An 18,689-nucleotide genomic window follows, 5' to 3' on the forward strand; every position below is an offset into this window, starting at 1 on the left:
TGAGAAATGGGTATCCGCAAGTACAAGCCGACGACCCCGGGCCGTCGTGGCTCCAGCGTCGCCGACTTTGTCGAGATCACGCGGTCCACGCCGGAGAAGTCGCTGGTCCGCCCGCTGCACAGCAAGGGCGGCCGTAACAACGCCGGTCGTGTGACCGTTCGCCACCAGGGCGGTGGCCACAAGCGCGCCTACCGAGTGATCGACTTCCGTCGTCACGACAAGGACGGCGTGCCGGCCAAGGTCGCGCACATCGAGTACGACCCGAACCGCACCGCGCGCATCGCGCTCCTGCACTACGCAGACGGCGAGAAGCGCTACATCATCGCGCCCCGTGGCCTGGCCCAGGGTGCTCGGATTGAGAACGGCCCTGGCGCCGACATCAAGCCGGGCAACAACCTGCCGCTGCGTCACATCCCCGTGGGTACGACGATCCACGCGATCGAGCTGCGTCCGGGCGGCGGTGCGAAGTTCGCCCGCTCGGCCGGCGCCTCCGTGCAGCTGCTGGCGAAGGAGGGCGCGATGGCCCACCTTCGTATGCCGTCCGGTGAGATCCGCCTGGTCGACGTGCGCTGCCGCGCCACCGTCGGCGAGGTCGGCAACGCCGAGCAGTCGAACATCAACTGGGGTAAGGCCGGCCGCATGCGCTGGAAGGGCGTCCGCCCGACCGTGCGTGGTGTCGTGATGAACCCGGTTGACCACCCGCACGGTGGTGGTGAGGGCAAGACTTCCGGTGGTCGCCACCCGGTCTCGCCCTGGGGCCAGAAGGAGGGTCGTACTCGCTCGCCGAAGAAGGCCAGCAACAAGTACATCGTCCGCCGCCGCAAGACGAACAAGAAGCGCTAGGAGCGGGTTCAGATGCCGCGCAGTCTCAAGAAGGGGCCCTTCGTCGACGACCACCTCGCCAAGAAGGTGGATGGTCAGAACGATGCAGGCACCAAGAACGTCATCAAGACCTGGTCCCGCCGCTCCATGATCGTCCCGGCCATGCTCGGCCACACGATCGCGGTGCACGACGGCCGCAAGCACGTCCCGGTGTTCGTCACCGAGTCGATGGTCGGCCACAAGCTCGGCGAGTTTGCGCCGACCCGCACCTTCCGCGGCCACGAGAAGGACGACCGCAAGTCGCGTCGTCGCTGATCGACCGGAGTGCGAAGACTATGACTGACACCGAAGGGACAACCATGGAAGCCAGGGCCCAGGCGCGGTACATCCGCGTCACGCCCATGAAGGCCCGCCGCGTGGTGGACCTTATCCGTGGCATGAATGCCACGGAGGCTCAGGCGGTCCTGCGTTTCGCCCCGCAGGCCGCGAGCGTGCCGGTGGGCAAGGTGCTGGACAGCGCCATTGCCAACGCCGCGCACAACTACGACCACACCGACGCCGGCAGCCTCGTCATCTCCGAGGCGTATGTCGACGAGGGCCCGACCCTGAAGCGGTTCCGTCCGCGTGCCCAGGGCCGTGCCTACCGGATCCGCAAGCGGACCAGCCACATCACCGTGGTCGTCAGCAGCAAGGAAGGAACCCGGTAATGGGCCAGAAGGTAAACCCGCACGGGTTCCGCCTCGGTGTGACCACGGACTTCAAGTCCCGCTGGTACGCCGACAAGCTGTACAAGGACTACGTCAAGGAAGACGTCGCCATTCGTCGCATGATGACGAAGGGCATGGAGCGCGCCGGTATCTCCAAGGTGGAGATCGAGCGCACCCGTGAGCGCGTCCGCGTTGACATCCACACCGCTCGTCCGGGCATCGTCATCGGCCGCCGCGGCGCCGAGGCCGACCGCATCCGCGGCGAGCTGGAGAAGCTGACCGGCAAGCAGGTCCAGCTGAACATCCTCGAGGTCAAGAACCCCGAGACCGACGCTCAGCTGGTGGCCCAGGCCGTCGCCGAGCAGCTGTCCTCCCGTGTCTCCTTCCGTCGCGCCATGCGTAAGAGCATGCAGTCGACGATGAAGGCCGGCGCCAAGGGCATCAAGATCCAGTGCGGTGGCCGTCTCGGCGGCGCCGAGATGTCCCGCTCGGAGTTCTACCGCGAGGGCCGTGTGCCCCTGCACACCCTCCGCGCGAACGTCGACTACGGCTTCTTCGAGGCCAAGACCACCTTCGGCCGCATCGGTGTGAAGGTCTGGATCTACAAGGGCGACGTCAAGAACATCGCCGAGGTGCGTGCCGAGAACGCTGCCGCCCGTGCGGGTAACCGCCCGGCCCGCGGTGGCGGCAACGACCGCCCGCGCCGCGGTGGCGAGCGTGGCGGCCGTGGTGGCCGCAAGCCGCAGCAGCAGACCGCCGCTGCCGAGGCCCCCAAGGCCGAGGCCGCAGCCGCTGCTCCGGCGGAGACCCCCGGAACGGAGGCCTGACCGACATGCTGATCCCTCGCAGGGTCAAGCACCGCAAGCAGCACCACCCGAAGCGCAACGGCATGGCCAAGGGTGGCACCGAGCTGGCCTTCGGTGAGTACGGAATCCAGGCCGTCACCCCGGCCTACGTGACGAACCGGCAGATCGAGTCCGCTCGTATCGCCATGACCCGTCACATCAAGCGTGGCGGCAAGGTGTGGATCAACATCTACCCCGACCGTCCGCTGACGAAGAAGCCGGCCGAAACCCGCATGGGTTCCGGTAAGGGTTCTCCGGAGTGGTGGGTCGCGAACGTCAAGCCCGGTCGGGTGATGTTCGAGCTGTCCTTCCCGAACGAAAAGGTTGCCAAGGAGGCGCTGACCCGCGCCGCCCACAAGCTTCCGATGAAGTGCCGCATCGTGCGGCGCGAGGCAGGTGAGTCGTGATGGCGGCCGGTACCAAGGCGACCGAGCTGCGCGAGCTGAACAACGAGGACCTCGTTGCCAAGCTGCGTGAGGCCAAGGAGGAGCTGTTCAACCTCCGCTTCCAGGCGGCGACCGGACAGCTCGAGAACCACGGCCGGCTGAAGGCCGTCCGCAAGGACATCGCCCGGATCTACACCCTGATGCGTGAGCGCGAGCTGGGCATCGAGACGGTGGAGAGCGCCTGATGAGCGAGAAGAATGTGACTGAGACGAACGAGCGCGGTTTCCGCAAGACCCGTGAGGGTCTCGTCGTCAGCGACAAGATGGACAAGACCGTCGTCGTCGCTGTCGAGGACCGCGTCAAGCACGCGCTGTACGGCAAGGTCATCCGCCGTACCAACAAGCTCAAGGCGCACGACGAGCAGAACGCTGCCGGCGTCGGCGACCGCGTCCTCCTGATGGAGACCCGGCCGCTGTCCGCCACCAAGCGCTGGCGCATCGTCGAGATCCTCGAGAAGGCCAAGTAATCCCTCCTAGGGGGACCCCCTAGGAACAGTTCCGCCAGGCTCGGCGAGAGGCGCGCAGCACGCGCGCTTCTCGCCGGGAACCGGCAGACATTCAGGAGATAGACGTGATCCAGCAGGAGTCGCGACTGCGTGTCGCCGACAACACTGGTGCGAAGGAGATCCTTTGCATCCGTGTTCTCGGTGGTTCCGGTCGCCGCTACGCGGGCATCGGTGACGTCATCGTCGCCACCGTCAAGGATGCGATCCCCGGTGGCAACGTGAAGAAGGGTGACGTCGTCAAGGCGGTCATCGTTCGCACCGTCAAGGAGCGCCGCCGGCCGGACGGCTCGTACATCCGCTTCGACGAGAACGCGGCCGTCATCCTCAAGAACGATGGCGACCCCCGCGGCACCCGCATCTTCGGCCCCGTGGGCCGGGAGCTGCGCGAGAAGAAGTTCATGAAGATCATCTCGCTCGCGCCGGAGGTGCTGTAACCGATGAAGATCAAGAAGGGCGACCTGGTCCAGGTCATCACCGGTAAGGACAAGGGCAAGCAGGGCAAGGTCATCCAGGCCTTCCCCCGCGAGGACCGCGTCCTGGTCGAGGGTGTCAACCGGGTCAAGAAGCACACCAAGGCCGGACAGACCGCTCGTGGGTCGAAGACCGGCGGCATCGTGACGACCGAGGCCCCCGTCCACGTCAGCAACGTTCAGCTGGTCGTGGAGAAGGACGGGAACAAGGTCGTCACCCGCGTCGGATACCGCTTCGACGACGAGGGCAACAAGATCCGCGTTGCCAAGCGGACCGGTGAGGACATCTGATGACTGCCACCACCAACGCGCCGCGTCTCAAGACGCGCTACCGCGAAGAGATCGCCGGGAAGCTGAAGGACGAGTTCTCGCTCGAGAACGTCATGCAGATCCCCGGTCTGACCAAGATCGTGGTCAACATGGGTGTGGGCGACGCCGCCCGCGACTCCAAGCTGATCGAGGGCGCCATCCGCGACCTCACCACGATCACCGGCCAGAAGCCGGCCGTCACCAAGGCCCGTAAGTCCATCGCGCAGTTCAAGCTGCGTGAGGGCCAGCCGATCGGTGCCCACGTCACCCTCCGCGGTGACCGCATGTGGGAGTTCCTGGACCGTCTGCTGTCGCTCGCGCTCCCGCGCATCCGCGACTTCCGTGGTCTGTCCCCGAAGCAGTTCGACGGCCGGGGCAACTACACCTTCGGTCTCACGGAGCAGGTCATGTTCCACGAGATCGACCAGGACAAGATCGACCGCACCCGGGGTATGGACATCACCGTGGTCACCACGGCGACCAACGACGACGAGGGCCGCGCCCTCCTTCGTCACCTCGGCTTCCCGTTCAAGGAGGCGTGAGCGAGATGGCGAAGAAGGCTCTGATTGCCAAGGCTGCTCGCAAGCCGAAGTTCGGTGTGCGTGCGTACACGCGCTGCCAGCGCTGCGGCCGTCCGCACTCCGTCTACCGCAAGTTCGGCCTGTGCCGCGTGTGCCTTCGTGAGATGGCTCACCGTGGCGAGCTGCCGGGCGTGACCAAGAGCTCCTGGTAATCCCTTAGTTGGGATGACTGGAAGCTCTCGGTAAGCATTCGGTCGGCGGGCGCCCCGCCCCTTCTGTCCCGTAGGCTGGAAGGGTTTGGGCGCCTCGCCGCCCGAGACCGACCGCGGGCCGAGCCCGCATAACGTCGCTTACTACGCCGTAGGTCCCCGCGCCGCACCCGTCCCGACTCTGATCGGGGAGAGGGATGGCGCACATAGGAAACCCCGGCGAGAGAGGCCGAAGGCCAATTCATGACCATGACTGATCCCATCGCAGACATGCTGACCCGTCTGCGGAACGCGAACTCGGCGTACCACGACACCGTCGTGATGCCGCACAGCAAGATCAAGTCGCACATCGCGGAGATCCTCCAGCAGGAGGGTTACATCACCGGCTGGCGTGTCGAGGACGCAGAGGTTGGCAAGAACCTCGTCCTCGAGCTGAAGTTCGGCCCGAACCGCGAGCGCTCGATCGCCGGCATCAAGCGGATCTCGAAGCCGGGCCTCCGGGTCTACGCAAAGTCCACCAACCTGCCGAAGGTCCTCGGCGGCCTGGGCGTGGCGATCATCTCCACGTCCCACGGTCTCCTGACCGGTCAGCAGGCCAGCAAGAAGGGCGTGGGTGGGGAAGTCCTCGCCTACGTCTGGTAACCAGGGAACGGAGGAATAGCTAATGTCGCGTATTGGCAAGCTGCCCATCCAGGTTCCTGCTGGTGTGGACGTCACCATCGAGGGCCGCACGGTCGCGGTGAAGGGCCCCAAGGGTTCCCTCTCGCTCACCGTCTCGGCGCCCATCGAGGTCGCCAAGGGTGAGGAAGGCGTGATCAACGTCTCCCGCCCGAACGACGAGCGTCAGAACAAGGCCCTGCACGGCCTGTCCCGCACGCTGGTGGCGAACATGATCACCGGCGTGACCCAGGGGCACAGCAAGGCGCTCGAGATCAGCGGTGTCGGCTACCGCGTTCAGGCGAAGGGCTCCAACCTGGAGTTCGCGCTGGGCTACAGCCACCCCATCGTCGTCGAGGCGCCCGAGGGCATCTCCTTCAAGGTCGAGTCCCCGACCAAGCTCACCGTCGAGGGGATCGACAAGCAGAAGGTCGGCGAGGTGGCGGCGAACATCCGCAAGCTGCGCAAGCCTGACCCGTACAAGGCCAAGGGCGTCAAGTACGCCGGCGAGGTCATCCGCCGCAAGGTCGGAAAGGCTGGTAAGTAAGCCATGGCATACGGTGTGAAGATCGCGAAGGGTGACGCCTACAAGCGCGCCGCCGCCAAGCGTCGCCACATCCGCATCCGCAAGCGGATTTCGGGTACCCCGGAGCGTCCGCGTCTGGTGGTGACGCGGACCAACCGTGGCATCACCGCGCAGGTCATCGACGACATCAAGGGCCACACGCTGGCCTCGGCGTCGAGCCTGGACGCGTCGATCCGTGGTGGCGAGGGCGACAAGAGCGCCCAGGCCCAGAAGGTCGGCTCCCTGGTCGCTGAGCGTGCCAAGGCCGCCGGTGTCGAGGCCGTCGTGTTCGACCGTGGTGGCAAGCAGTACGCCGGGCGGATTGCCGCTCTGGCCGACGCCGCCCGCGAAGCCGGGCTGAAGTTCTAAGCCCCGGTTCCGGAGCTAGCGGACGTAACAGAGAGAGGTAAATCCAATGGCTGGACCCCAGCGCCGCGGGAGCGGTGCCGGTGGCGGCGAGCGGCGGGACCGGAAGGGTCGCGACGGTGGCGCTGCCGCCGAGAAGACCGCGTACGTTGAGCGCGTTGTCGCGATCAACCGCGTCGCCAAGGTTGTCAAGGGTGGTCGTCGCTTCAGCTTCACCGCGCTGGTCGTGGTGGGCGACGGTGACGGCACCGTAGGTGTCGGTTACGGCAAGGCCAAGGAAGTTCCGGCTGCCATCGCCAAGGGCGTGGAAGAGGCCAAGAAGAACTTCTTCAAGGTCCCCCGTATCCAGGGCACCATCCCGCACCCCATCCAGGGCGAGAAGGCTGCGGGCGTCGTCCTGCTCAAGCCGGCTTCCCCCGGTACCGGTGTGATCGCCGGTGGCCCCGTGCGTGCCGTTCTGGAGTGCGCGGGCATCCACGACGTGCTGAGCAAGTCGCTCGGCTCGTCGAACCCGATCAACATCGTGCACGCCACGGTGACCGCGCTTCAGGGCCTGCAGCGCCCCGAGGAGATCGCGGCCCGTCGTGGCCTGCCGCTGGAGGACGTTGCTCCCGCCGCTCTGCTGCGGGCGCGTGCTGGGGTGACCGCGTAATGGCGCACCTCAAGATCACGCAGACGAAGTCCTACATCGGTAGCAAGCAGAACCACCGCGACACCCTCCGTTCGCTGGGCCTCAAGCGGCTCAACGACGTGGTTGTCAAGGAGGACCGCCCCGAGTTCCGCGGCATGGTGCACACCGTCCGCCACCTCGTGACGGTTGAGGAGGTCGACTGACATGGCGGAGAACAACCCGCTGAAGGTCCACAACCTCCGGCCCGCCCCGGGCGCCAAGACCGCCAAGACCCGTGTCGGTCGTGGTGAGGCGTCCAAGGGTAAGACCGCTGGTCGTGGTACCAAGGGCACGAAGGCCCGTTACCAGGTTCCGGAGCGCTTCGAGGGTGGGCAGATGCCCCTCCACATGCGCCTCCCGAAGCTGAAGGGCTTCAAGAACCCCGCTCACAAGCAGTTCCAGGTCGTGAACCTGGCCAAGCTGGCCGAGCTCTACCCGCAGGGTGGCGAGGTCACGGTGGCCGACCTGGTCGCCAAGGGCGCGGTGCGCAAGAACGAGCTCGTCAAGGTCCTGGGCCAGGGCGAGGTCTCCGTGGCGCTGCAGGTTTCGGTTGACGCCGTTTCCGGCTCCGCCAAGGAGAAGATCGCCGCTGCCGGCGGCACCGTCACCGAGCTCATCTGAGTTCGTTGCTTCAACTGACCGGGGATGCCCAGCGAATGGGGCATCCCCGGTTGGTCGTTCCACGGGGGTTCCGTCGCCGGTAAGGTGGCATGGACCGTTTTTTCCGGGGCCCCGGGCCCCGGTCCCCGCCGCGTGGGCCGTGTCCGCGTGGCTCGGCCGCTCACTATTCGTCGATCCTCAAGACCGTCACCTCTCGCATTCGAGGCGGGAGGCGCAGGAGGCACCGTGCTCACCGCGTTCGCCCGAGCGTTCAAGACGCCCGACCTGCGCAAGAAGCTGCTGTTCACGTTGGGCATCATCGTGCTCTACCGGATCGGCGCCCATGTCCCGGTCCCCGGGGTGAACTACGCGAACGTCGAGACCTGCATGAAGCAGGCCGGCGGCAACAGCGGATTGTTCGCCCTGGTGAACATGTTCAGCGGTGGTGCGCTGCTGCAGATCACGATCTTCGCGCTGGGGATCATGCCGTACATCACGGCGAGCATCATCCTCCAGCTGCTGACCGTGGTGATTCCGCGGCTGGAAGCCCTCAAGAAAGAGGGGCAGTCCGGCCAGGCGAAGATCACCCAGTACACCCGCTATCTGACCGTGGCGCTCGCCATCCTGCAGGGCACCGGCCTGGTGGCCACCGCCCGCAGCGGTGCGCTCTTCCAGAGCTGCCCGGTCGCCAGTGAGATCGTGCCCAGCGACTCGATCTTCACCACCATCACCATGGTCATCACGATGACCGCCGGCACCGGCCTGATCATGTGGCTCGGTGAGCTCGTCACCGACCGCGGTATCGGCAACGGCATGTCGATCCTGATGTTCATCTCGATCGCCGCCGGCTTCCCGGGCGCCCTGTGGCAGATCAAGCTCACCGGCAAGCTGGCCGACGGCTGGATCGAGTTCTTCGCGGTGATCGCGGTCGGTCTGGCGATGGTCGCCCTGGTGGTCTTCGTCGAGCAGGCTCAGCGGCGCATTCCCGTGCAGTACGCGAAGCGGATGATCGGCCGTCGGTCCTACGGCGGTACGTCCACGTACATCCCGCTCAAGGTGAACCAGGCGGGTGTGATTCCCGTCATCTTCGCGTCATCGCTGCTCTACATTCCAGCCCTCGTTGCACAGTTCAGCGGGTCGAAGGCGGCATGGGCGACGTGGATCGCCACCAACTTCACCAAGGGAAACCACCCGGTTTACATCGTTACGTACTTCCTGCTGATCGTGTTCTTCGCGTTCTTCTACGTCGCCATCAGCTTCAACCCCGAAGAAGTTGCCGACAACATGAAGAAGTATGGTGGCTTCATCCCGGGTATCCGGGCTGGTCGCCCGACGGCCGAGTACCTCAGCTACGTGCTCAACCGGATCACGTGGCCGGGCTCGCTGTACCTGGGGCTGATCGCGCTCGTACCAACAGTGGCGTTGGTGCTTTTCAACGCGAACCAGAACTTCCCGTTCGGCGGGACGAGCATCCTCATCATCGTGGGTGTGGGCCTGGAGACCGTGAAGCAGATCGAGAGCCAGCTTCAGCAGCGCAACTACGAAGGGTTCCTCCGCTGATGCGAATCGTCCTCGTCGGACCCCCGGGGGCCGGCAAGGGTACGCAGGCTGCGTACCTTGCCAAGAACCTCGCGATCCCGCACATCTCCACGGGGGACCTGTTCCGTGCCAACATCAGCCAGGGCACGCCCCTGGGTGTCGAGGCGAAGTCGTACATGGACGCCGGCAATCTGGTCCCCGACTCGGTGACCATCGGGATGGCCGAAGCCCGTATGGAACAGGCCGACGCCGCCGGGGGTTTCCTCCTGGACGGCTTCCCGCGGAACCTCGGCCAGGCCGAGGCGCTGGACGAGTACCTCAAGAACAACGGCCTCACGCTGGACGCCGTTTTGGACCTGGAGGTCCCCGAGGACGAGGTCGTCAAGCGGATCGCCGGTCGGCGCATCTGCCGCAAGGACTCCAGCCACGTCTTCCACGCCGAGTACAACAAGCCCAAGGCCGAGGGCGTCTGTGACGTCTGCGGTGGCGAGCTGTACCAGCGGGACGACGACCGCGAGGAGACCGTCCGCAAGCGGCTGGAGGTCTACCACACGGAGACCGAGCCGATCATCGACTACTACAAGGACCAGGATCTGGTCGTCACGATCCCGGCCCTCGGAAAGGTCGAAGAGGTCACCAAGCGCTCGATGGATGCCCTCCAGCGCGGCGCATAAGCAGCAGGCCGCACGGCCGCGGTGCCCTTACGGGGTACCGCGGCCGCGGTGTATCCGGGGTGGGGCCGCCCGGCTCCGGACCGGTTACCGTAGGCAGCGACCATCGAGTGAGACACAGCGGCGGTCGGCCACCTCCGCGGGAGCGGCGGCGGACCAGCCGCAAAGGAAGGCCGTAATGGTGGAGATCAAGACCCCCGAGCAGATCGCGAAGATGCGCGAGGCGGGGCTGGTGGTCGCCGCCATCCACGCGGCGACCCGGGAGGTCGCGGTGCCGGGCGCCACGACCAAGGACCTGGACGACGCGGCCCGCAAGGTGCTCGCCGACCACGGAGCGAAGTCGAACTTCCTCGGTTACGGCGGCTTCCCCGCGACGATCTGCACCTCGGTGAACGACGTCGTGGTCCACGGCATCCCCGACGCCGAGACGGTGCTGCGGGACGGCGACATCATCTCCATCGACTGCGGCGCGATCATCGACGGCTGGCACGGCGACGCCGCGTACACCGCCTTCGTCGGCTCCGGTCACTCGGCGGAGCTGGTCGAGCTGAGCCGGGTCACCGAGGAGTCCATGTGGGCCGGTATCGCCGCGGTCGCGAAGGGTAACCGGCTGGTCGACATCTCCAAGGCCATCGAGGGCTACATCCGCCGCCAGCCCCGTCCCGCCAGCGGCAAGTACGGCATCGTCGAGGACTACGGCGGCCACGGCATCGGCTCGCAGATGCACATGGACCCGCATCTGCTGAACTACGTCGACCGCAAGCGCGGCCGCGGCCCCAAGCTGGTGCCCGGCTTCTGCATCGCGATCGAGCCGATGGTCAATCTCGGCACGGCCAAGACCCACGTCCTCGACGACGACTGGACGGTCAAGTCGAACGACGGCAGCTGGTCCTCGCACTGGGAGCACTCGGTCGCGCTGACCGAGGACGGCCCGCTGGTGCTCACCGCGCCGGACGGTGGCAAGGCCAAGCTGGCCGAGCTGGGGATCACGGCGGCGCCCGACCCCTCCGCTGGGGCGTAAGGAGCGGGCGCGGCCCCCTCGTGTGCGCCGCGGCCCGGAGTGCGCCGCGCCCTTGGCGCGTAAGGATCACGTGCCGTGGGCAATACTTCTGGATTCGTCTTTTCGTAGGCGCTGACGTAGACTGACGCGTCGGCTCTCGTGCATCCGTATGCCTGTCTACAGGGATCACGGTTGAAAGGGAGTCGATCAAGGTAGCCGATTCGAAGGGCGAAGCGTGGCCAAGAAGCAAGGTGCCATCGAGATCGAGGGCACCGTGATCGAGTCCCTCCCGAACGCCATGTTCAAGGTGGAGCTCCAGAACGGTCACAAGGTCCTCGCGCACATCAGCGGCAAGATGCGGATGCACTACATCCGCATCCTCCCGGATGACCGGGTCGTCGTGGAGCTCTCTCCCTACGACCTGACGCGTGGCCGGATCGTCTACCGCTACAAGTAGATCTTGTCGGCGCCCCGCTCCCGTGGGGTGACGGCACTGACCCGGAGAACCTCACATCCCATGAAGGTCAAGCCGAGCGTCAAGAAGATCTGCGACAAGTGCAAGGTGATCCGCCGCCACGGCCGGGTCATGGTCATCTGCGACAACCTGCGCCACAAGCAGCGCCAGGGCTGACGCACGCCGACCACCTGCATTTCGCAGTTCGCGCGACGCAAGCACACACGTACATACGCAGTCACCCGACCCCCGCACTTCTCGCGTGGGACGACACCCCCGGCTCGGAGGCCGGGGACCCGGCTCGTAATTCTGCAGAGTCTTACGGGAACGGTGCTGCGGAAGACCTCCGAATAGCCATCAGGAGCCACATCAATGGCACGCCTCGCAGGCGTTGATCTCCCGCGCGAAAAGCGCGTGGAGGTCGCCCTCACCTACGTCTTCGGTATCGGGCGGACGCTGTCTCAGCAGACTCTCGCCGCCACCGGCGTGAACCCGGACACCCGTGTTCGCGACCTGGCCGAGGAAGACCTCGTCAAGATCCGCGAGTACGTGGACAACAACCTCAAGACCGAGGGTGACCTCCGTCGCGAGATCCAGGCCGACATCCGCCGCAAGGTCGAGATCGGCTGCTACCAGGGTCTGCGTCACCGCCGCGGTCTGCCGGTGCACGGTCAGCGCACCAGCACGAACGCCCGTACCCGCAAGGGCCCGCGTCGCGCGATCGCCGGCAAGAAGAAGCCGGGCAAGAAGTAGTCCTCAGCAGGACGCTCACCAGCGGTCTTCGCTGTAGGACCGACCACCTCCACGGGAGTAATGAATGCCTCCGAAGGGCCGTACGGCCGGCGCCAAGAAGGTGCGCCGCAAGGAGAAGAAGAACGTCGCCCACGGGCACGCTCACATCAAGAGCACGTTCAACAACACGATCGTCTCGATCACGGACCCCACGGGCAACGTGATCTCTTGGGCCTCGGCCGGCCACGTCGGCTTCAAGGGCTCGCGCAAGTCCACCCCCTTCGCCGCGCAGATGGCCGCCGAGTCGGCCGCCCGCCGCGCGCAGGAGCACGGCATGCGCAAGGTCGACGTCTTCGTCAAGGGTCCCGGCTCCGGCCGTGAGACCGCGATCCGCTCGCTCCAGGCCACCGGCCTCGAGGTCGGTTCGATCCAGGACGTCACCCCCACCCCGCACAACGGATGCCGCCCGCCCAAGCGTCGCCGCGTCTGACCACCCTGAAGTAGGAGACAACTAGACAATGGCGCGTTACACCGGGGCCGACTGCAAGCGTTGCCGTCGGGAGAAGCAGAAGCTCTTCCTCAAGGGGAGCAAGTGCGAGAGCGCGAAGTGCCCGATCGAGATCCGTCCTTACCCCCCGGGTGAGCACGGTCGCGGGCGCACCAAGGACAGCGAGTACCTGCTCCAGCTTCGTGAGAAGCAGAAGTGCAGCCGTATCTACGGTGTCCTTGAGAAGCAGTTCGTGAACTACTACAAGGAAGCGAACCAGAAGACCGGCAAGACCGGTGAGAACCTTCTGCGCATCCTTGAGACCCGCCTCGACAACGTGGTCTACCGGGCCGGCTTTGCCAAGTCCCGCGACCACGCCCGTCAGCTGGTCCGTCACGGACACATCAACGTGAACGGCCGCAAGACCGACATCCCGTCGGCTCGTGTGTCCGTGAACGACATCGTCGAGGTCCGCGAGGGCTCTCGGAACCTGACCCCCTTCGAGGTGGCCAAGGCCGAGGCCGGCGAGAAGACGGTTCCGGCCTGGCTGGAAGCGATTCCGTCGAACCTGCGGATCCTCGTGCACAGCATGCCCGAGCGCCAGGTGATCGACACCCAGGTGCAGGAGCAGCTGATCGTTGAGCTCTACTCCAAGTAAGAGCTGACCGGTGGGGGCGGTACGGAGCGTTTTGCGCCGTGCCGCCCGTACCCTTGTCAGTACAGCGGGCGTCAAATAGCGGGCGTCCACGACTGAAGGATCGAACACCATGCTGATTGCTCAGCGTCCCTCGTTGACCGAAGAGGTCGTCGACGAATACCGCTCCCGGTTCGTGATCGAGCCGCTGGAGCCGGGCTTCGGCTACACCCTCGGTAACTCCCTGCGTCGTACCCTCCTCTCCTCGATCCCCGGTGCTGCGGTGACCAGCATCCGGATCGACGGTGTCCTGCACGAGTTCACCACCGTGCCGGGCGTCAAGGAGGACGTCACCGACCTGATCCTGAACATCAAGCAGCTGGTCGTCTCCTCGGAGCACGACGAGCCCGTCGTGATGTACCTGCGCAAGCAGGGCCCGGGTCTGGTCACCGCCGCGGACATCGCGCCGCCGGCCGGGGTCGAGGTGCACAACCCCGACCTGGTCCTCGCCACTCTCAACGGCAAGGGCAAGCTGGAGATGGAGCTGACCGTCGAGCGCGGTCGCGGCTACGTCTCCGCCGTCCAGAACAAGCAGGTGGGCCAGGAGATCGGCCGTATCCCGGTCGACTCCATCTACTCGCCGGTGCTCAAGGTCACCTACAAGGTCGAGGCGACCCGTGTCGAGCAGCGCACCGACTTCGACAAGCTGATCGTCGACGTCGAGACCAAGCAGGCCATGCGCCCGCGTGACGCCATGGCGTCGGCCGGTAAGACCCTGGTCGAGCTGTTCGGTCTGGCGCGTGAGCTCAACATCGACGCCGAGGGCATCGACATGGGCCCGTCCCCCACGGACGCCGCCCTCGCTGCCGACCTGGCGCTGCCGATCGAGGAGCTGGAGCTCACGGTCCGCTCGTACAACTGCCTCAAGCGTGAGGGCATCCACTCCGTGGGTGAGCTCGTGGCGCGCTCCGAGGCCGACCTGCTCGACATCCGCAACTTCGGTGCGAAGTCGATCGACGAGGTCAAGGCGAAGCTGGCCGGCATGGGCCTGGCCCTCAAGGACAGCCCGCCCGGGTTCGACCCGACGGCTGCGGCGGACGCCTTCGGCGCGGACGACGACGCGGATGCGGGCTTCGTCGAGACCGAGCAGTACTGAGAGCTCGGTCGAGACTGCCGGATTGTGGCTGCGCGACCGCTGTGGCCGGTCGCGCCCACGCTGCGGAGCAGCAAGGTCTTCGCAGCCCCGCGCCCCTCACGGGGCGCTGGTTGTTGCCGGTGAGCAACCGCTCACCGGGTCCTGACCTCGGTACCTGATACGGCCGGGGCAGATACCAAGGAGAAAGAAATGCCGAAGCCCACCAAGGGTGCCCGTCTGGGCGGCAGCGCTGCGCACGAGCGTCTGATGCTGCGCAACCTCGCCACCGCTCTCTTCGAGCACGGTCGCATCACGACGACCGAGGCCAAGGCCCGTCGTCTGCGTCCGTACGCGGAGCGCCTGGTGACCAAGGCGAAGAAGGCGGACCTGCACAACCGCCGCCAGGTCATGCAGCTGATCTCGGACAAGAGCGTCGTCCACACGCTGTTCACCGAGATCGCGCCGCGGTTCGAGAACCGCCCGGGTGGCTACACCCGTATCACCAAGATCGGTAACCGCCGTGGCGACAACGCGCCCATGGCCGTCATCGAGCTGGTGGAGGCGCTGACCGTGGCCCAGCAGGCCACCGGTGAGGCCGAGGCCGCGACCAAGCGTGCGGCCAAGGACGCCGAGGCCGCCGCGGCGGCCACCGAGGCTCCGGCCGAGGAGAGCAAGGACGCCTGAGGCGCTGCCTGGCTGTGAGCGGGCCCGTCCCTTCGGGGGCGGGCCCGCTTCGCGTTGCCGGGAGCCTGAGAGGATTGATCGCGTGAGTGACGAGGTGGAGCCCGGCTACGTCCGGGTGCGGCTGGACCTTTCCTATGACGGCAAGGAATTCTCGGGCTGGGCCAAGCAGGCCGGCGGGCGGCGGACGGTGCAGGGGGAGATCGAGGACGCGCTGCGTACGGTCACCCGTTCGCGGGAGACCTACGAGCTGACCGTGGCCGGACGGACGGACGCGGGGGTGCACGCGCGGGGGCAGGTGGCGCATGTGGACCTGCCCCGGGAGATCTGGGCCGAGCAGAGCGGGAAGCTGCTCAAGCGGCTCGCCGGGCGCCTGCCCAAGGACGTACGGGTGTGGGCCGTCAGGGAGGCGCCCAGCGGCTTCAACGCCCGTTTCTCCGCCGTCTGGCGGCGCTACGCGTACCGGGTCACCGACAACCCGGGCGGCGTCGACCCGCTGCTGCGCAGCCATGTGCTGTGGCACGACTGGCCGCTCGACGTGGACGCCATGAACGAGGCGGCCCGCCCGCTGCTCGGGGAGCACGACTTCGCGGCGTACTGCAAGAAGCGGGAGGGCGCCACGACCATCCGTACGCTCCAGGCCCTGAGCCTCGAACGGGGCACGGACGGGATCATCACGGCGACCGTGCGGGCGGACGCCTTCTGCCACAACATGGTGCGTTCGCTGATCGGCGCGCTGCTGTTCGTGGGGGACGGGCACCGGCCGACGGACTGGCCGGGCAAGGTGCTGGCGGCGGGGGTGCGGGACTCCGCGGTGCATGTCGTGCGGCCGCACGGGCTGACGCTGGAGGAGGTCGGCTATCCGGCCGATGAGCTGCTGAGGGCGCGCAACCAGGAGGCGCGGAACAAGCGGACGCTGCCGGGGGCCGGCTGCTGCTGAGGCGGCGGGTGGCCGGGCCCGGCGGTGGCGCCGCCGGGCCCGCCGGCCGGGGTCAGGACCGGCCGGCCTTCCGCTGGGCTTCCTTCAGCTGCCGCTCGGCGGCCTTCGCGGCCTGGTCCTTGCCGCGCTGGGTGATCTGCGTGAAGGCGTAGGCCCCGCCGTCCCGGGCGATCTGCTGGGCCTTGGTCTCGGTGCCGGTGACGTCCTTGCCGTTGAGGTAGCCGGCGATGGTGAAGTAGGCGTACCGGCCGGTGGCATTGGTCGCCATCCGGCACTTGGTGCCCTGGCAGAAGTCCGAGGGGACGCCGTTGCCGGGCAGCGGCATCAGGTTGGGCTTGCCCTCGTTCATGACCTTGGCGGCCCTGGCGGGCGAGTCGAAGACCGCGACGCCGAGGGTGACCGCGACGCCGCCCTTGGAGTACGTGGCGCGCAGCAGCTGCTTGCAGCCGTTGTGGGACAGCGAGGAGACCAGCGCGCCCTGGGCGGCGGCGGTGCAGTCCTTGGTGCTGGCGGTGCTGGTGCGCGGGTAGGTGTGCTCGCCGACGACCATGCTCTTCTGCGGGAAGAGGGTGGCCGGGGTGAGCGGCGCGGTGTCCTTCTTCGGATCGGAGATGTAGTCCTGCGGGTTCGGCGGGGGCGGCACCGACACGTCGGGGAAGGACGGCTTGTCGTCCGGCGCCGCGGCCTGGTCGGACGCCGTGGGCGACGCCGACGCGCCGCCGCCCGGGGAACCGCCGCTCCCGGCCATGACGGCGGCGGTGACGATGCCGGCCACCGCGAGGGTCGCCAGTGCGCCGCCGCCGATCCACAGCCGGCGTTTGCGGCGGGCCTGTGCCTCGCTCTCCTCGGCGAGTGCACCCCAGTCCGGAGTGGACGACGAAGAACCCCCGGGGCCGTCGAACGGCCCCCCCTGCCCAAAGCTCATGCCGCGCATCCTAATGGGGTTGGTGGAACGCGGAACGACCGGTGACAATCCCGCTCATGGGACATCTTGAGGCCGGGCATCTGGAGTACTACCTGCCGGACGGGAGGGTCCTGCTGGGAGATGTGTCCTTCCGCGTGGGGGAGGGCGCGTCGGTCGCACTGGTGGGAGCCAACGGCGCGGGGAAGACGACGCTGCTGCGGCTGATCGCGGGGGAGTTGCAGCCGCACGGCGGGGCGGTCACGGTCAGCGGCGGGCTGGGCGTGATGCCGCAGTTCGTGGGCTCCGTACGCGATGACCGTACGGTGCGTGACCTGCTGGTTTCGGTGGCGCAGCCGCGGATCAGGCAGGCAGCCGCGGCGGTGGACGCCGCCGAGCTGGCGATGATGAGCGCCGAGGGCGACGACGAGGCCGCGCAGATGGCCTATGCCCAGGCGCTCAGCGACTGGGCCGAGGCGCGCGGCTACGAGGCCGAGACGGTCTGGGACATGTGCACCATGGCGGCCCTGGGGATGCCGTACGAGAAGGCGCAGTGGCGGCAGGTGCGCACGCTGTCCGGGGGCGAGCAGAAGCGGCTGGTGCTGGAGTCGCTGCTGCGCGGCACCGACGAGGTGCTGCTGCTGGACGAGCCGGACAACTATCTGGACGTCCCCGGCAAGCGCTGGCTGGAGGAGCAGCTGCGCACCACCCGCAAGACCGTGTTGTTCGTCTCCCACGACCGGGAGCTGCTGGCCCGCGCCGCGGAGAAGATCGTCAGCGTCGAGCCGGGGCCGGCGGGCTCCGACGTCTGGGTGCACGGCGGGGGCTTCGCCACGTACCACGAGGCGCGCAAGGAGCGCTTCGCCCGCTTCGAGGAGCTGCGGCGGCGCTGGGACGAGAAGCATGCGCAGCTGAAGAAGCTGGTGGTCTCGCTGCGGCAGGCGGCCTCGGTCAGCCACGAGCTGGCCTCGCGCTATGCGGCGGCACAGACCCGGCTGCGGAAGTTCGAGGAGGCCGGGCCGCCGCCGGAGCCGCCGCGGGAGCAGGACATCACGATGCGGCTGCGCGGCGGGCGGACCGGTGTACGGGCGGTGACCTGCGCGGACCTGGAGCTGACCGGCCTGATGAAGCCGTTCTCCCTGGAGATCTTCTACGGCGAGCGGGTCGCGGTCCTCGGCTCCAACGGCTCCGGCAAGTCGCACTTCCTGCGGCTGCTGGCCGGGGACACGGAGAGCCCGGTGGCCCACACGGGCAGCTGGAAACTGGGCGCCCGCGTGGTGCCCGGTCACTTCGCGCAGACGCATGCCCACCCCGAGCTGCTGGGCCGCACCCTGCTCGACATCCTGTGGACCGAGCACGCCCGGGACAAGGGCCAGGCCATGTCGGCGCTGCGCCGCTACGAGCTGGAGAAGCAGGCCGAGCAGCCTTTCGAGCGGCTCTCCGGCGGCCAGCAGGCCCGCTTCCAGATCCTCCTGCTGGAGCTGGCCGGCACCACCGCCCTGCTGCTCGACGAGCCGACGGACAACCTGGACCTGGAGTCGGCGGAGGCGCTGCAGGAGGGGCTGGAGGCCTACGAGGGGACGGTGGTGGCGGTGACGCACGACCGGTGGTTCGCGAAGGCCTTCGACCGGTTCCTGGTGTTCGGGTCGGACGGGCTGGTGCGGGAGACCGCCGAGCCCGTGTGGGACGAGCGCAGGGTGGCGCGGAAGCGGTAGCGGGGGCGGCCGGCGGGCACCGGGCGGCGGGTGCCCGCCGTAGGGCGGGCGATACCGACGGTGACCGCGCCCCGTCCCGGTCCGGAACCGTACGCCGGTTCGGGGCGT

The 18,689-nt window shown here is 67.5% G+C and carries 30 protein-coding genes; 29 read left to right on the forward strand and 1 reads right to left on the reverse strand.

All coding sequences use genetic code 11. From position 1 onward, the window contains the following. The first annotated feature begins 6 nt into the window (after window positions 1-6). The 28 genes from rplB (at window position 7) to truA (ending at window position 15,965) form a co-directional block, all read left to right on the forward strand. Window positions 7-843, forward strand: a complete 837-nt coding sequence (gene rplB / locus EST92_RS03525; protein ID WP_006604876.1) for a 50S ribosomal protein L2 — start codon at window positions 7-9, stop codon at window positions 841-843. 12 nt (window positions 844-855) lie between these two features. Continuing rightward, window positions 856-1,137, forward strand: coding sequence for a 30S ribosomal protein S19 (gene rpsS, locus EST92_RS03530; RefSeq protein WP_129279480.1), 282 nt, complete (start codon window positions 856-858; stop codon window positions 1,135-1,137). Between the two features lie 44 nt (window positions 1,138-1,181). After that, window positions 1,182-1,529, forward strand: a complete 348-nt coding sequence (rplV, locus tag EST92_RS03535) for a 50S ribosomal protein L22 (RefSeq protein WP_037839423.1) — start codon at window positions 1,182-1,184, stop codon at window positions 1,527-1,529. Then, entirely contained in the window at window positions 1,529-2,356 is an 828-nt protein-coding gene (gene rpsC, locus EST92_RS03540) for a 30S ribosomal protein S3 (protein ID WP_018090897.1), read from the forward strand. Before rplV ends, rpsC begins: the two co-directional genes overlap by 1 nt. A 5-nt stretch (window positions 2,357-2,361) precedes the next feature. After that, the gene (gene rplP / locus EST92_RS03545; RefSeq protein ID WP_004571829.1) at window positions 2,362-2,781 is read left to right on the forward strand and encodes a 50S ribosomal protein L16; all 420 of its coding nucleotides are present in this window, start codon (window positions 2,362-2,364) and stop codon (window positions 2,779-2,781) included. Further along, window positions 2,781-3,005 (forward strand): 50S ribosomal protein L29, encoded by a 225-nt coding sequence (gene rpmC / locus EST92_RS03550; protein WP_004950453.1) that lies wholly within the window; start codon window positions 2,781-2,783, stop codon window positions 3,003-3,005. Before rplP ends, rpmC begins: the two co-directional genes overlap by 1 nt. After that, window positions 3,005-3,286, forward strand: a complete 282-nt coding sequence (gene rpsQ, locus EST92_RS03555) for a 30S ribosomal protein S17 (protein ID WP_006604882.1) — start codon at window positions 3,005-3,007, stop codon at window positions 3,284-3,286. The genes rpmC and rpsQ overlap by 1 nt, the downstream gene beginning before the upstream one ends. 104 nt (window positions 3,287-3,390) lie before the next feature. Next, complete coding sequence (rplN, locus tag EST92_RS03560) at window positions 3,391-3,759, forward strand: 50S ribosomal protein L14 (protein ID WP_003998823.1); 369 nt, start codon at window positions 3,391-3,393, stop codon at window positions 3,757-3,759. Between the two features lie 3 nt (window positions 3,760-3,762). Next, on the forward strand, window positions 3,763-4,086 hold the full coding sequence (gene rplX, locus EST92_RS03565; protein WP_006604883.1) for a 50S ribosomal protein L24: 324 nt from the start codon (window positions 3,763-3,765) through the stop codon (window positions 4,084-4,086). Next, the gene (rplE, locus tag EST92_RS03570; protein ID WP_006604884.1) at window positions 4,086-4,646 is read left to right on the forward strand and encodes a 50S ribosomal protein L5; all 561 of its coding nucleotides are present in this window, start codon (window positions 4,086-4,088) and stop codon (window positions 4,644-4,646) included. Before rplX ends, rplE begins: the two co-directional genes overlap by 1 nt. 5 nt (window positions 4,647-4,651) lie before the next feature. Then, window positions 4,652-4,837, forward strand: a complete 186-nt coding sequence (locus tag EST92_RS03575; protein ID WP_003956452.1) for a type Z 30S ribosomal protein S14 — start codon at window positions 4,652-4,654, stop codon at window positions 4,835-4,837. A 240-nt stretch (window positions 4,838-5,077) separates the two neighbouring features. Then, window positions 5,078-5,476 (forward strand): 30S ribosomal protein S8, encoded by a 399-nt coding sequence (gene rpsH / locus EST92_RS03585; protein WP_006604885.1) that lies wholly within the window; start codon window positions 5,078-5,080, stop codon window positions 5,474-5,476. Between the two features lie 22 nt (window positions 5,477-5,498). Next, window positions 5,499-6,038, forward strand: coding sequence for a 50S ribosomal protein L6 (rplF, locus tag EST92_RS03590; RefSeq protein WP_129247644.1), 540 nt, complete (start codon window positions 5,499-5,501; stop codon window positions 6,036-6,038). Between the two features lie 3 nt (window positions 6,039-6,041). Continuing rightward, window positions 6,042-6,425 (forward strand): 50S ribosomal protein L18, encoded by a 384-nt coding sequence (rplR, locus tag EST92_RS03595; RefSeq protein WP_129247643.1) that lies wholly within the window; start codon window positions 6,042-6,044, stop codon window positions 6,423-6,425. 46 nt (window positions 6,426-6,471) lie between these two features. Beyond that, the gene (gene rpsE, locus EST92_RS03600) at window positions 6,472-7,074 is read left to right on the forward strand and encodes a 30S ribosomal protein S5 (RefSeq protein ID WP_006604888.1); all 603 of its coding nucleotides are present in this window, start codon (window positions 6,472-6,474) and stop codon (window positions 7,072-7,074) included. Then, complete coding sequence (gene rpmD / locus EST92_RS03605) at window positions 7,074-7,256, forward strand: 50S ribosomal protein L30 (RefSeq protein WP_006604889.1); 183 nt, start codon at window positions 7,074-7,076, stop codon at window positions 7,254-7,256. The genes rpsE and rpmD overlap by 1 nt, the downstream gene beginning before the upstream one ends. A gap of 1 nt (window position 7,257) precedes the next feature. Next, window positions 7,258-7,713, forward strand: coding sequence for a 50S ribosomal protein L15 (rplO, locus tag EST92_RS03610; protein ID WP_006604890.1), 456 nt, complete (start codon window positions 7,258-7,260; stop codon window positions 7,711-7,713). Window positions 7,714-7,938: 225 nt separating this feature from the next. Further along, a complete protein-coding gene (gene secY / locus EST92_RS03615; RefSeq protein WP_006604891.1) occupies window positions 7,939-9,252 on the forward strand; it encodes a preprotein translocase subunit SecY in 1,314 nt (437 codons plus the stop codon). Then, entirely contained in the window at window positions 9,252-9,905 is a 654-nt protein-coding gene (locus tag EST92_RS03620; RefSeq protein WP_129279481.1) for an adenylate kinase, read from the forward strand. The genes secY and EST92_RS03620 overlap by 1 nt, the downstream gene beginning before the upstream one ends. Window positions 9,906-10,080: 175 nt before the next feature. Then, window positions 10,081-10,923, forward strand: coding sequence for a type I methionyl aminopeptidase (map, locus tag EST92_RS03625; RefSeq protein WP_129279482.1), 843 nt, complete (start codon window positions 10,081-10,083; stop codon window positions 10,921-10,923). A 214-nt stretch (window positions 10,924-11,137) separates the two neighbouring features. After that, a complete protein-coding gene (gene infA / locus EST92_RS03630; protein ID WP_003956442.1) occupies window positions 11,138-11,359 on the forward strand; it encodes a translation initiation factor IF-1 in 222 nt (73 codons plus the stop codon). 60 nt (window positions 11,360-11,419) lie between these two features. Continuing rightward, on the forward strand, window positions 11,420-11,533 hold the full coding sequence (rpmJ, locus tag EST92_RS03635; protein ID WP_003956441.1) for a 50S ribosomal protein L36: 114 nt from the start codon (window positions 11,420-11,422) through the stop codon (window positions 11,531-11,533). A gap of 195 nt (window positions 11,534-11,728) precedes the next feature. Then, complete coding sequence (gene rpsM, locus EST92_RS03640) at window positions 11,729-12,109, forward strand: 30S ribosomal protein S13 (RefSeq protein ID WP_006604894.1); 381 nt, start codon at window positions 11,729-11,731, stop codon at window positions 12,107-12,109. 64 nt (window positions 12,110-12,173) lie between these two features. Beyond that, window positions 12,174-12,578 (forward strand): 30S ribosomal protein S11, encoded by a 405-nt coding sequence (gene rpsK / locus EST92_RS03645; protein ID WP_004571845.1) that lies wholly within the window; start codon window positions 12,174-12,176, stop codon window positions 12,576-12,578. 28 nt (window positions 12,579-12,606) lie between these two features. Beyond that, window positions 12,607-13,233 (forward strand): 30S ribosomal protein S4, encoded by a 627-nt coding sequence (gene rpsD / locus EST92_RS03650; RefSeq protein ID WP_006604895.1) that lies wholly within the window; start codon window positions 12,607-12,609, stop codon window positions 13,231-13,233. 109 nt (window positions 13,234-13,342) lie between these two features. Then, entirely contained in the window at window positions 13,343-14,365 is a 1,023-nt protein-coding gene (locus tag EST92_RS03655) for a DNA-directed RNA polymerase subunit alpha (protein WP_003956430.1), read from the forward strand. A gap of 189 nt (window positions 14,366-14,554) precedes the next feature. After that, entirely contained in the window at window positions 14,555-15,028 is a 474-nt protein-coding gene (gene rplQ / locus EST92_RS03660; protein ID WP_129279483.1) for a 50S ribosomal protein L17, read from the forward strand. An 82-nt stretch (window positions 15,029-15,110) separates the two neighbouring features. Beyond that, the gene (truA, locus tag EST92_RS03665) at window positions 15,111-15,965 is read left to right on the forward strand and encodes a tRNA pseudouridine(38-40) synthase TruA (RefSeq protein ID WP_129279484.1); all 855 of its coding nucleotides are present in this window, start codon (window positions 15,111-15,113) and stop codon (window positions 15,963-15,965) included. A gap of 52 nt (window positions 15,966-16,017) precedes the next feature. Here the strand turns inward: truA and EST92_RS03670 are convergent, their stop codons facing one another. Beyond that, window positions 16,018-16,890, reverse strand: coding sequence for a hypothetical protein (locus tag EST92_RS03670; protein ID WP_129279485.1), 873 nt, complete (start codon window positions 16,888-16,890; stop codon window positions 16,018-16,020). Window positions 16,891-16,946: 56 nt separating this feature from the next. Here EST92_RS03670 and EST92_RS03675 point away from each other — a divergent pair, with 56 nt between their 5' ends. Continuing rightward, a complete protein-coding gene (locus EST92_RS03675) occupies window positions 16,947-18,581 on the forward strand; it encodes an ATP-binding cassette domain-containing protein (protein WP_129279486.1) in 1,635 nt (544 codons plus the stop codon). The last annotated feature ends 108 nt before the right edge of the window (window positions 18,582-18,689 follow it).

The sequence above is a fragment of the Streptomyces sp. TM32 genome (assembly GCF_004122755.1).
GTDB lineage: Bacteria > Actinomycetota > Actinomycetes > Streptomycetales > Streptomycetaceae > Streptomyces > Streptomyces sioyaensis.